Genomic DNA, 12,481 nt, shown 5'->3' with positions numbered 1-12,481 from the left:
GAATCAATATTGTTGACCACCGCCCATCAGTATCAAGCCGACACTGAAGGTGAGGCTTTGGAATTCAGGAATCCTTCCGTGTGAGGCTTTGGTTCCGTAGCTGTATTTGGCTCCGAAGTTCAAAGCCAATTGTTCGTTGAGAGGTACATACATACCGACCTCCGGGGCAAATGTGAATTGCCATCTGGAGATTGTCGATGTATACTGGCCTATTTCCAAACGTTTTTCAGTCCAGCGGGTTCCTACACCCAATCCGAAGAACGGGCGTACGGCGGTTGTATTGTCGGTGAAATAATAACGGCCGACAGCCATGATGGGCACAGTATTGACATAGCGGTACTGGTTTCCGGTAATGGTGTAGATGTTATCATTGCCGCTGAAGCGGAAATCTCCGGTTTCGTGATCCAGGTTTTTGTAAAATACGTTCCAACCGATGGCACCACCGATAGAGAAGTGATCACCTAAAAATTGGTGGTATTCGATGTCCATACCCCGGAAGCTGGCTTTGTCAGTAAAGTCTTTAATATCTCCCAGCGGTACGCTTATCTGATAATTTAAGTTAAGCATCTGAGCTTTTACAAGCGGGCTCAGGCTGAACAGAATTATAGCGAGGGTTAATATTTTTTTCATAATCATTTGTTTTTAAGTCACTGTTAATTTATACATTTTTCCAAGTTTGCCGTTTTTATTTGGTTCCCAGATAAGGAGATTGTGCAAAACATTGGTTGATTTGTTTTTCTGCCCGTTGTTGTATTGAGCTGGCAGAACCGGCGATAATGCCGTCGGCAATACCGCTCCATAATACCGGTACCTGATTGCTTGATTCATTAACATTAGACGGATCCAACATATCGATTACGATCGAACCGGAACGGTAAGAGAAGACATTGACAGGTCCCCACGGGTAGTAAGGTCTGAAATAAGGCCAATCCCAGCCGTACCAGTTCCAACCCGGATACCAACCCCAATAGTCATACCAGTTGTTGCCTACGAAATAGTAATTTACATTCGAAAAGGCTGATACGGTTACGAAGAAATCGGGTTTATCCGTTTCCGAGCCCACAATTCTCTGGTATCCCAAAGCTTCAAATTTTGAAGCGACCAGGGTCAGGATGGCTTGGTCAAATTGGTGATTTCCCATAATTTCGTCATTTTTACTGACAAAATAAACGATAGAGTCCGGCATGGAGAAAGTTTTCAGGCCTGCAAAATAAGCGGCATCTTTATCCCTGTCGTAGCTGGTCATGGCAACATCATAGTCCTCTGTGTTGTCTGCACCCTCCGGATAGCAGGATACTAACAGTTGCGCAAACAATCCGGTTAGTAGTAAAAAAAGTAAACGTCTCATACTTAGTTTGTTTTTAGTTTGACATTTTTTTATTAGAAATCTGCATTTTGAGATTTTAATAAACCATTTTTAATGTAGGAAGGTATACGCTGATGATTTTAAATAGTTGCAATAAGTGTTTTAATTGTAGATTTTAGATTTACAATTTTAGGCTAGACGTACAATCCTCTTCTGTCGAAAGAGGTATCGTAAATTAAAAATTGAATAATTGTTATTTATTCCGGATCGGTAGCGAGAATGGATTTATAACCGTGGGTTTTGGCGATATTCATTACCCGTACGACATGTTCGATGGGAACCGATTTTTCAGCCTGGATGGTGATACAGGGATCGTCGGAATTTTTCAATTCCTCTACGATTTTACTTTCCAGCATGGAAAAGGGGGTAACCTTGGCATTGAAATAGTAGACGAGATTTTTATCGATGGATACGGTTACGGATTCCCGGTTGGAAAGCTGGTTGGTACTTTTGGGTAGTAATAGTTTTAAGGCATTGGGATTGACCAATGTAGAAGTGACCAGAAAAAAGATAAGTAAAAGAAATACGATGTCGGTCATTGACGACATGTTGAAATTCGGATTTATTTTACTTTTTCTTTTGATCGCCATGTTATTTCCGGTTTTGAGTTTCGTATTGTGAATCGATAAATTCTGCAGATGCGTTTTCCATATCGGCAGCAATCCGGTCGATCCGGCTTACCAGGGCATTGTAGGCTAAATAGGCAATGATCCCGACAATCAAACCGGCGACCGTGGTAATCATGGCCGTATAGATACCCCGGGAAAGCAGGGTGATGTTTATGTTGTTTCCGGCAAGAGACATATCGTAAAATGCCTGTACCATACCGACAACCGTACCTAAAAAACCGATCATGGGAGCCATCCCGGCTATCGTTGCCAAGGCAGGCAGGCCTTTTTCCAATGCAGCTATTTCTTTATTGGCGGTATTTTCCATGGTTATCCGAAGTTCCGTAGTCGGGATATGGCTGTAATGTATTCCTTTTTTAATCATCCGGGAAACCGGAGAATCTTCTGTATCACACTCCTGCAAGGCTGCCGTTTTGTTTCCGTTTTGAAGGTAGCTGAATACTTTTTCGGTAAATACTTTCGGGGAAACGGAAGCCTTCCGGATGACCGTAAATCTTTCACAGATGATGTATACCGCTATGATTGAAAGAATGAAGATAGGGATCATCAGCCAGCCTCCCTTTACGATCATATCCCATAAGTTCATTTGCTGGTCGCTGACGGGGGGAACCGGTGCTGTGATGAAAGTAAATATATTCATATCCTGATACTGAAATTATTCGTTTGTATGACGGGTTTACACCTGCCCGTTTATTTTCGCAGCGAAGATACTGTAGTTTTCACAAAAAACAAAGGAGATTTTTAATTGCAGATTCTTAATTTTAAATTTACGATTTACGCTTTTAGATTGCACGCACAAACTCACCCGATCTTGAGGATTTACAATTCTTCTTTATTGGGTGGGAAATTGCGAATTTAATTTAAAATCGTAAATCTAAACTTTTAATAGTCATTTGTCGTGTTTTTGACTGTATCGGATGGCATAGTCCATGAATTTGCGGGCATACGCATCCAGGTAGCCCTGTTTGTGTATGATGTGAAACATCCGTTCGATGGTAACATCCTCGATGTCGATGATTTTTAATTTTCCCGCCATCAATTCATGACGGATGCTGTATACGGAGAGGAAAGCAAAACAATCCGTCAGTTGAAGGTAGTTTTTGATGCCTTCGGTCGTACCCAATATGAGTTGTTCGTGCAGGGAAGACAGGGGGATGCCGATTTCGGATAAAGCTTTGCGGATAACAGAGAGGGTGCCTGAATCTTTTTCTCTGAATACGAATTTCAATTGCGGGAGCTCTGTTTTTTGCAGAGTAGCCGGAATTTTGGCAGATGCGGCGCCGGTGAGTACGATCTCGTCTTTTAAAAAGGGGATGTAATGGATGTCGGGTTGGTTTGGTGTGCCTTCAATAAAAGCGAGGTGCAGGTTATCGTTACAGATTTCCTGTTCGATTTGAGCGGTATTGCCGCTGATAACCTGAATATGTATATTGGGATAACGGGCCGTAAATCCGGACAGAATTTCCGGCAAAATATACTGGGAAAGGGTTGTGCTTGCTCCCAGGCAGAGTGTTCCCGAAAATGTATTTTTCAGCCGGTCGATATCAGACCGGATATCCCTTTCTTTCCGAATGAGATCTTCGGTTGCTTGCAGCAGATATTTCCCCGCAGTCGTCAGTTGCATACGTCCTTTTATCCGGTCGAAAAGGGTAATGGAAAGCTCGTTTTCCAGTTCTTTGATGCTTTTGGATACGGCCGGTTGGGAAAGGTGAAGTGTTTCAGCCACTTTGGTCATATTGGGATTTTTGGCCAGGTGATTGAATATGATTAATTTATGATCGAGCATGTAAATTTTTTTTAATATATCGGATAAACGAAGATACGGTCTTAAAATTGAAAAAGCAATATGATTTGCAGGCGACTGACAAAAAGCTTTTCGAAAATGTTTGCAGGAGTGGGGCTGAATATTGTTTTTTCCCGTAAAAAGAGGTAAATTGAGCCCGAAAATAAAATAAGGTTTGCCTGTTTGTTTGTATTTTTAAAATCAGGAATAAAAAATAAATTTTATATGGAGAATAAATTAGATGTTTTAACTAAAAAGCTGTATGAAGAGGGGGTAGACAAAGCGAACCGGGAAGCTGAAAAAATTATGGCTAAAGCGAAGGAGGAGGCAGCGAAGCTGATCGCTGACGCCGAGGCTAAAGTGAAAGAAATGAAAGCCGGTGCAGAAGCGGATATCGAGAATCTGAAGAAAAAAGCCGAATCGGAAATGGCTTTGAGTGCGCGTCAGGCTATTACGGCATTGAAACAGTCGGTTACGAATCTGATTTCCGGAGAAGTGGCCGGCGAGATTGTCAAGTCCGGATTTAAGGATGAGGCTTTTGTGCAGGAGTTACTGGTTGAAATTGTGAAAAAGTGGGATGTTGCTTCCGGGAACCTGAATCTGGAACTGATTCTTTCTGAGAGTGAAAAAGCAAACTTCCAGAAGTTTGTGGCTGCAAAGTATAAAGATTTGTTAGACCGGGGGCTGGAAATCAAAACGGGAAATACGGAAGGTGCTTTTGTCATCCAGCCGAAAGAGGGCGGTTATCAGGTCGCTTTTTCCGAAGAGTTGTTTGAAGCTTTCTTTAATCAGTATATGAGAAGCTTTACGAAGACCTTACTCTATAAATAATTGTAAATTGTAAATTTTAGATTGTAAATTGATTGGGCAGCTTGTTCTGATAAATCTGAAATCTAAAATTTAAAATCTAAAATTAATCACGTGGATTATATTGCTTTTATAGCAGGTTTGCCGGAGATAGCCTGGGATGACCGGAAGTTATCGTTGACGGTCGGAGAATTCCGGGCACAGTTGAAAGATTATATCCGTGGCAGGGATGAGCAGTTGGTCGATTTGTTTTTTTTGCCGAACGACAATGCGCAGGTATTGCGTTTACTGAACAAACAGGAGGCTGACCCGGGATTGACGACGGTGTATCCGGTGAAATTGCTGGAAGATGAAATACAGGAACCGGATAAGATGATACCGTCTTATTTGCGGGAATTTATTACGGATTTTAAGGAAGAGCATCTGCGTTATGAGGTGTCGCCTGAAAATGTGTTGAGCTGGATGTATCACGATTACATGATGAAAGCCGATAATCTGCTGGTCAGAAAGTATGCGGAATTTTCCATGAATCTGAAAAATTTGGTGGCAGCGTTGAATGCCCGGAAATACGGTATGAATGTCGCAAGAGAAATCATCGGTAGTAATGAATTTGCCGTGGCGTTGCGTACATCGAATGCCAAGGATTTCGGGCTGGGGATGGATTACCCTTATGTCGAGAAGGTGATTGCTTTGATGGAGAATGATAATTTGGTCGAGCGGGAGCGGGGATTGGATTTGATCATCTGGAATTTTCTGGATGAGGCTGTGACGTTCGAATATTTTTCTCTGGAAAGGGTTATCAGCTATATGTTGCGTTTGATGATCGTCGAACGCTGGAGTAAGATGAATTCCGAATCCGGCCGGAAGGTATTTATGGAAATGATTGAAAAATTCCGGCAGAGTTTTCAGTTTGAAGAACAGTTTAAATAATAATTGTAAATTTTAGATTGTAAATTTTAAATTGATGGGGAGTAGATTCGCAGTCCGCTTTTTAATCTGGTATCTAAAATCAGGACTTCAGCTATAGATTGTCGGGAGATATCGAAGCAATTTAAAATTTAAAATTTAAAATTTAAAATCGAATAGGATTTATGGCTAAAACACAAGGAAAAGTCCATAGCATTATTTCCAACCTTGTACTGGTAAAAGTCGAAGGGCCTGTTTCCCAAAATGAAATTTGTTTCATTGAGGTGAAGGAGGAACGTTTGATGGCCGAAGTGATAAAGGTTGTGGGAGATCTTGCTTATGTACAGGTATTTGAAAGTACCCGAGGCTTAAAACCCGGGATGCTTGTGGAGTTTCAGAACCACATGCTTGAAGTAAGTCTGGGACCCGGTCTGTTGTCGAAAAATTTCGACGGTTTGCAGAACGACCTGGATAAGATGACCGGCGTTTTTTTGAAAAGGGGTGAATATACCAATCCGTTGGAAGACGATAAAAAATGGAGCTTCACTCCTTTGGCTAAAGCCGGGGATAAGGTAAAAGCTGCCGATTGGTTAGGGAATGTAAAAGAGAACTGGCTGGATCATAAGATTATGGTTCCCTTTAAGTTAGAGGGAGAATATACGGTTGTTTCTATTGTATCCGAAGGGGAATATACCATTAAAGATACGGTTGCCGTATTGAAGGATGATGCTGGAAAAGAGTATCATGTATCTATGGTGCAAAAATGGCCGGTGAAGGTTGCTATCCGTAATTATGTAGATAAGCCTCGTCCTTTCCGGCAGATGGAAACCGGTGTGCGGGTTATCGATACGATGAATCCGATGCTGGAGGGAGGTACCGGATTTATTCCCGGTCCGTTCGGTACCGGTAAAACGGTGTTACAGCATGCTTTGGCGCGTTTTGCAGATGCCGATGTCATTATCATGGCGGCTTGTGGCGAGCGGGCCAATGAGGTGGTGGAAATCTTTACGGAATTTCCGGAATTACAGGACCCGCGTTCGGGACGTTCATTGTATGAGCGTACGACGATTATTGCAAATACGTCCAATATGCCGGTGGCGGCCCGTGAGGCTTCCGTATATACGGCCATGACGATCGGAGAATATTACCGTGCTATGGGCATGAAGGTATTGCTATTGGCGGATTCGACTTCGCGTTGGGCGCAGGCTTTGCGTGAGATGTCAAACCGTATGGAGGAATTGCCCGGGCAGGATGCTTTTCCGATGGACTTGTCGGCAATTATCTCTAATTTCTATGCGCGGGCCGGTATGGTTTATCTGAATAACGGGAAAACCGGTTCGGTTACTTTTATCGGGACGGTATCTCCGGCCGGAGGTAACCTGAAAGAGCCGGTGACGGAATCGACCAAGAAAGTGGCCCGTTGTTTCTATGCGTTGTCGCAGGCCCGGGCCGACTCGAAACGTTATCCGGCAATTGATACGTTGGATTCTTATTCAAAATATCTGGAATATCCCGAGTTTGTCGAGTATGCGAAGAAAAATATTTCTGCGACCTGGATTGCCGATGTGAATGAGGCCCGTAATATGTTGGTGAGAGGGCGTGAAACGGCAGAGCAGATCGATATTTTGGGTGACGACGGAGTGCCTTTGGATTATCATGTGATTTTCTGGAAATCAGAGTTGATAGACTTTGTCATATTGCAGCAGGATGCATTTGATAATATCGATGGTTCTACTTCTATGGAGCGTCAGCAATATATGTTGAATATGGTACTCGAGATTATCCGTTCGGATTTCGATTTCGACTCCTTCGAAGAGGTGAATCCTTATTTTAAAGGGATTATCAACGGCTTTAAACAGATGAACTATTCCGAATTCCAATCCGATAAGTTTAAAAAATTCGAGTCGGAAGTACGGGATATGATTAGTGAAAGAAGAAAGGATTAATTTACGATTTACGATTTATGATTTACGATTGGGCTATACGTTGAGGTATTAGAGAATTGTGAGAGAATCATAAATCGTCAATCCAAAATCAAAAATAATAAGTATGAACACTGCTTTTCAAAAAGTATATACCAAGATCACGCAGATCACAAAAGCGACTTGCTCGTTGAAAGCTCAGGGGGTTGGAAACGATGAGTTGGCTATTGTGAACGGTCGTTTGGCGCAGGTTGTCAAAATCTGGGGGGAAGATATCACGTTGCAGGTGTTTTCAGGTACCGAAGGTATTCCCACCAATGCTGAAGTAACTTTTCTTGGAAAGGCTCCTACACTGAGAGTAGGGGATGATTTATGCGGACGTTTTTTCAATGCGTTCGGTGATCCTATCGATGGCGGACCTGCTGTGGACGGAGAGGAACGAGAGATCGGCGGTCCTTCGGTAAACCCGGTGAGACGTAAGCAACCGTCAGAATTGATTGCTACCGGTATTGCCGGTATCGACCTGAACAATACCCTGGTGTCCGGTCAGAAAATTCCGTTTTTTGCGGATCCGGACCAGCCTTATAATCAGGTAATGGCGAATGTGGCTTTACGTGCCCAGACCGATCGTATTATATTGGGAGGTATGGGGCTGACCAATGACGACTATCTGTATTTTAAGAATTTGTTCGATAATGCGGGAGTACTCGATCGCATTGTCAGTTTTGTAAATACGACAGAAGCTCCTCCTGTCGAACGTTTGCTGGTGCCGGATATGGCATTGACGGCAGCCGAGTATTTTGCCGTTGAGAAGAATGAAAAAGTGCTGGTGCTGCTCACCGATATGACATTGTATGCCGATGCTCTGAGCATTGTGTCCAACCGAATGGACCAGATCCCTTCGAAGGATTCTATGCCCGGATCTCTGTATTCCGACCTGGCAAAGATTTACGAAAAGGCCGTACAGTTCCCGCAGGGAGGCTCTATTACGATTATTGCGGTAACGACATTGTCCGGAGGGGATATTACCCATGCTATTCCGGATAATACGGGATACATTACGGAAGGACAGTTGTTTTTGCGTAAGGATACGGAAATCGGGAAGGTGATTGTCGACCCGTTCCGGAGTCTGTCCCGCTTGAAACAGTTGGTAATCGGTAAGAAGACCCGGAAAGATCATCCGCAGGTTATGAATGCCGCCATCCGTCTGTATGCCGATGCTGCCAATGCCCGTACGAAGCTGGAAAACGGCTTCGACCTGACGGATTACGACAGGCGTACCTTGGAATTTGCCAGAGACTATTCGAATGAATTACTGGCCATTGACGTGAATATCGGTATTACGCAGATGTTGGATACCGCCTGGGCCCTGTTCCGGAAATATTTTACACGTTCAGAACTGGGTATTAAGAAAGAGATTGTGGATGAGTTTGGAAATTATAGCGATTAAAAGATTTTAGATTTTAAATTTTAGATTTTAAATTAATGGATGGACAGCGCTGATTTTCAGAAAAGGACAAAGAAATTGGGTTTGCTGGTGATTGAATTGGTTGAGTTATTACCGCAAACGAAGGCTGCTTCGGTGATAGCTGGTCAGATACTGCGTTGTTCTTTGTCTGTCGGCGCTAATTATAGGGCTGCTTGCCGGGCTAAGTCTGACAGGGACTTTATTCACAAAATGAAAATTGTGGAAGAGGAAACCGACGAGACAATGTATTGGCTCGAAATTATTCAGGAATCTGGTTTGCTTTTACCGGATCAATTGAAAGAGGCAGGGAGAGAGACGAAGGAAATACTTGCAATGATAGTTGCATCGATTAATACAAAATTGAGAAATCTGAAATCTTGAATGGTATAAAGGTAATTTACAATTTACAATCTACAATTTAAAATTAAGAATGGATGATAAAGTTTCAATACAATAAAACGTCGCTCCAGGGGCTTGATAAACAACTCAAGATGCGGGTGCGGGCTTTGCCTACCATCAAGAATAAGGAATCTGCCTTGCGGTCGGAAGTAAAAAAAGCGAAAGAGGTTGCAGATGAGTTTGATACGAAGTTGAGCGATACCCTCAATAGCATTAACGATATGTTGCAGCTTTACGACGAATATCGTCCCGATATTCTTACGGTGAAGGATGTGGATATGTCGGTTAAAAAGATCGCAGGTGTACGGACGCCGGTGTTGGATCATGTGGAGTACGAAGTACAGGACTTCAGTTTGTTCAATACGCCGGGATGGTTCCTCGACGGGATACAGCATGTGAAAGAAGTCGTTCATATAGCTCTTGAACGGGAGTTTTATATGCGAAAGATGGAATTACTGGATCGGGCACGTAAAAAAACGACACAGAAAGTGAATCTGTATGAAAAGGTGCAGATACCCGGTTTTCAGGAAGCTATCCGTAAGATTAAGCGTTTTCTGGAAGACGAGGAGAATCTTTCGAAATCGGCGCAGAAAATTGTAAAAACCCGTAAAGCGACGGAGGAAGAATACTAAATTTACGATTTACGATTTATGATTTACGATTGGATTAAATCTTGAGATACTTTTGAATAGAGGGACAGAATCGTCAATCAAAAATCAACAATCATAAATATGAAAGGATTATGATAGTACCTATGCGAAAATTATCCCTGCTGGTATTCTACAAGGATTATCAGGATTTTCTCGAAGAACTTCGGGACAGGGGTGTGGTTCATATCCATGAAAATAAAAAACGATCGGCCGAGGACGAAGAGTTGAAGCAGAAATTGGCTGTTATTAAGCGGATTATTGAGATCACTAAGCAATTATCTAAACGGGTTCCGAAGAAAGAAATGTCTTTTACTGATATGTTGGAGCGTTGGTCTCTGGCGGTTGAACCGAAAGACAAGCTGGCTTTTTATCGGCAAATTTTCTACCCGGAGGAGCAATTGCCTGAAGAATCGGAAGTGACAGAACTGGATGTACTGGCTTTTTTGGAAGGTCAGTTTAAGCGGATGGAACAGCTGGATCAGCAGATCGCTTCCCTGGAAAAAGACGGTACGATATATGTGCCTTGGGGAGATGTACCGACGGAGCGGATCAACGGTTTACAGGATGCCGGCTGGGATCTGCGCTTTTTTACGGTTCCTGACCGGAAATATTTACCGGAATGGGAAGATAAATACAATGCTTTTATTGTTCATCAGGATAAGGGGCAGAAGTATTTTATCACAGTGCTGCCTAAAGATGGCCAGGAATATCTGGAGGCCGACAGTGTTCAGTTTCCGCAAATGAGTGCGGCTGAAATCCGTGAGCAGGTGGAAAAGTTGCGGTCGGAAAAAGCGGACATTACAGACTCATTGAAGAAGACGGCCGTTGTTTCAATCGAATATCTGAAGGATTTGCGGAGGCAGATCAATGAGGATGTCGATGTGTTGAAAGTGAAAGATGCCGCCCAGGTATTACTGGAAGATAAGGTCATTGCTCTGGAAGGATGGGTGCCGGAAAATATTGCCGAGGCTACGGATGAATGGTTGTCCGGAAAGGATATCGCTTACGAACTGACGGAGCCTGAGAAGCAGGATAACCCGCCGATACAATTGAAGAATAATAAGTTTGCCCGTTTGTTTGAATTTATCGGTGAACTTTATTCATTACCGAATTACCGGGAAATTGACCTGACTCCGTTTTTTGCTCCGTTTTTCGTGTTGTTCTTCGGCTTTTGTCTGGGGGATGCCGGATACGGCTTGTTGATTTTGTTGGGCATTACCATTTATAAGTTTAAGGCTAAGCCGTCCATAAAACCGATTTTATCATTGGCACAATGGCTGGGGTTATCGACGGTGATTATGGGCATTGTCAGCGGTACGTTCTTCGGGATACAATTGCTGGATGTACAGGTGCCCTGGGTCGTAAAAATAAAAAGCCTGATGCTCGATTCACAACAATTGTTCAATCTGGCCTTGATGATCGGTGTGGCGCAGATTATTTTCGGTATGTTCCTGAAAGTGGCTAACCAATGGAAACAGAATGGTTTGGCGGGGGCATTGTCGACAATCGGCTGGCTGGTATTGATCGTAGGCGGCGGGGTTTGCTACGGACTTTCGCTAAAAGGCTATGATGTCACGATTCCGTTGTATACGGTGGTTATTATTGCCGGTCTGCTGATCTTTATATTCAATAATATACGACGGAATGTATTTATCAATATCGGTGCCGGATTGTGGGATTCTTACAATATGGTAACGGGTTTGCTGGGGGATACGCTTTCGTATATCCGTTTGTTTGCTTTGGGGATATCAAGTGCCGTGTTGGGCTTGGTGTTCAATGATCTGGCAATGAATATGAGTCCGGATATACCGGGAGTAAAACAACTGGTGATGTTGATTATTTTGCTTTTTGGCCATAGTGTAAATATTTTTATGGCCGGTCTGGGATCGTTTGTTCATCCGATGCGTTTGACCTTTGTTGAGTTTTATAAAAATGCCGGTTTTGAAGGTGGGGGCAAGAAGTACCAACCTTTTAAAAAGCGGACCAATTAATTTCAGGTTTGTGATTCTAAATTGAAATACATGTAAAACGAATCACAGGCCGTTGATTATGAATCAAAAATTTAAATAGTAATTATAATAACAATTAAAACACAAAAATTATGAATGAGATTATTTTAGCTTATATCGGAGTAGGATTGATGTTAGGATTATCCGGTATTGGTAGTGCTTATGGTGTGACAATTGGCGGTAATGCAACGATTGGGGCTTTGAAGAAAAATGACGAAGCGTTCGGTAATTATATGGTGTTGTGTGCGCTTCCCGGTACGCAGGGACTTTATGGTTTCCTGGGCTTTTTCCTGTTGAAGAACGTTTTGGTAGCGGGAATAACCTGGTTACAGGCTGCGGCCGTATTCGGTGCCGGTTTAGGTCTTGGTTTGGTTTGTTTGTTTTCTGCCATCCGTCAGGGACAGGTTTGTGCCAACGGGATCATCGGTATCGGTTCCGGTTACGATGTATTCGGTAAAACGTTGATCTTGGCTGTGTTCCCGGAATTGTATGCTATTGTGGCGGTTGCGGCAACCTTTATGATCAGTACGATGATTTAATAA

At 42.9% G+C, this 12,481-nt stretch carries 13 protein-coding genes; 8 read left to right on the top strand and 5 right to left on the bottom strand.

The features are described from left to right. Positions 1-3: 3 nt before the first annotated feature. The 5 genes from BN8908_RS11585 to BN8908_RS11565 all read right to left on the bottom strand — a co-directional run bounded on the left by BN8908_RS11585 (position 4) and on the right by BN8908_RS11565 (position 3,781). On the bottom strand, positions 4-630 hold the full coding sequence (locus BN8908_RS11585) for an outer membrane beta-barrel protein (RefSeq protein ID WP_021988130.1): 627 nt from the start codon (positions 628-630) through the stop codon (positions 4-6). 55 nt (positions 631-685) lie between these two features. Next, the gene (locus BN8908_RS11580; protein ID WP_021988131.1) at positions 686-1,348 is read right to left on the bottom strand and encodes a DUF4136 domain-containing protein; all 663 of its coding nucleotides are present in this window, start codon (positions 1,346-1,348) and stop codon (positions 686-688) included. A gap of 215 nt (positions 1,349-1,563) precedes the next feature. Next, entirely contained in the window at positions 1,564-1,956 is a 393-nt protein-coding gene (locus tag BN8908_RS11575; protein WP_021988132.1) for an ExbD/TolR family protein, read from the bottom strand. Position 1,957: 1 nt separating this feature from the next. Continuing rightward, positions 1,958-2,635 carry a MotA/TolQ/ExbB proton channel family protein gene (locus BN8908_RS11570; RefSeq protein WP_021988133.1) on the bottom strand — a complete coding sequence of 226 codons (678 nt, stop codon included), beginning with the start codon at positions 2,633-2,635 and terminating at the stop codon, positions 1,958-1,960. A 249-nt stretch (positions 2,636-2,884) separates the two neighbouring features. Then, positions 2,885-3,781, bottom strand: a complete 897-nt coding sequence (locus tag BN8908_RS11565) for a LysR substrate-binding domain-containing protein (RefSeq protein WP_021988134.1) — start codon at positions 3,779-3,781, stop codon at positions 2,885-2,887. 222 nt (positions 3,782-4,003) lie between these two features. Here BN8908_RS11565 and BN8908_RS11560 point away from each other — a divergent pair, with 222 nt between their 5' ends. The 8 genes from BN8908_RS11560 to BN8908_RS11525 all read left to right on the top strand — a co-directional run bounded on the left by BN8908_RS11560 (position 4,004) and on the right by BN8908_RS11525 (position 12,478). Further along, a complete protein-coding gene (locus tag BN8908_RS11560) occupies positions 4,004-4,609 on the top strand; it encodes a V-type ATP synthase subunit E (protein WP_021988135.1) in 606 nt (201 codons plus the stop codon). Positions 4,610-4,699: 90 nt separating this feature from the next. After that, complete coding sequence (locus BN8908_RS11555) at positions 4,700-5,515, top strand: DUF2764 family protein (protein WP_021988136.1); 816 nt, start codon at positions 4,700-4,702, stop codon at positions 5,513-5,515. Positions 5,516-5,676: 161 nt separating this feature from the next. After that, on the top strand, positions 5,677-7,437 hold the full coding sequence (locus BN8908_RS11550; RefSeq protein WP_021988137.1) for a V-type ATP synthase subunit A: 1,761 nt from the start codon (positions 5,677-5,679) through the stop codon (positions 7,435-7,437). 103 nt (positions 7,438-7,540) lie between these two features. After that, positions 7,541-8,863, top strand: coding sequence for a V-type ATP synthase subunit B (locus tag BN8908_RS11545; protein WP_021988138.1), 1,323 nt, complete (start codon positions 7,541-7,543; stop codon positions 8,861-8,863). Positions 8,864-8,902: 39 nt separating this feature from the next. Further along, on the top strand, positions 8,903-9,262 hold the full coding sequence (locus tag BN8908_RS11540; RefSeq protein ID WP_068690719.1) for a four helix bundle protein: 360 nt from the start codon (positions 8,903-8,905) through the stop codon (positions 9,260-9,262). A 53-nt stretch (positions 9,263-9,315) separates the two neighbouring features. Next, a complete protein-coding gene (locus tag BN8908_RS11535; RefSeq protein WP_021988140.1) occupies positions 9,316-9,912 on the top strand; it encodes a V-type ATP synthase subunit D in 597 nt (198 codons plus the stop codon). Between the two features lie 110 nt (positions 9,913-10,022). Beyond that, complete coding sequence (locus tag BN8908_RS11530) at positions 10,023-11,921, top strand: V-type ATP synthase subunit I (protein ID WP_068690717.1); 1,899 nt, start codon at positions 10,023-10,025, stop codon at positions 11,919-11,921. A 107-nt stretch (positions 11,922-12,028) separates the two neighbouring features. Then, positions 12,029-12,478 (top strand): V-type ATP synthase subunit K, encoded by a 450-nt coding sequence (locus BN8908_RS11525; RefSeq protein ID WP_161945899.1) that lies wholly within the window; start codon positions 12,029-12,031, stop codon positions 12,476-12,478. The last annotated feature ends 3 nt before the right edge of the window (positions 12,479-12,481 follow it).

It is taken from the genome of Culturomica massiliensis (assembly GCF_900091655.1).
Classification (GTDB): domain Bacteria; phylum Bacteroidota; class Bacteroidia; order Bacteroidales; family Marinifilaceae; genus Culturomica; species Culturomica massiliensis.
This window is presented reverse-complemented; position numbering and strand designations above follow the sequence as displayed.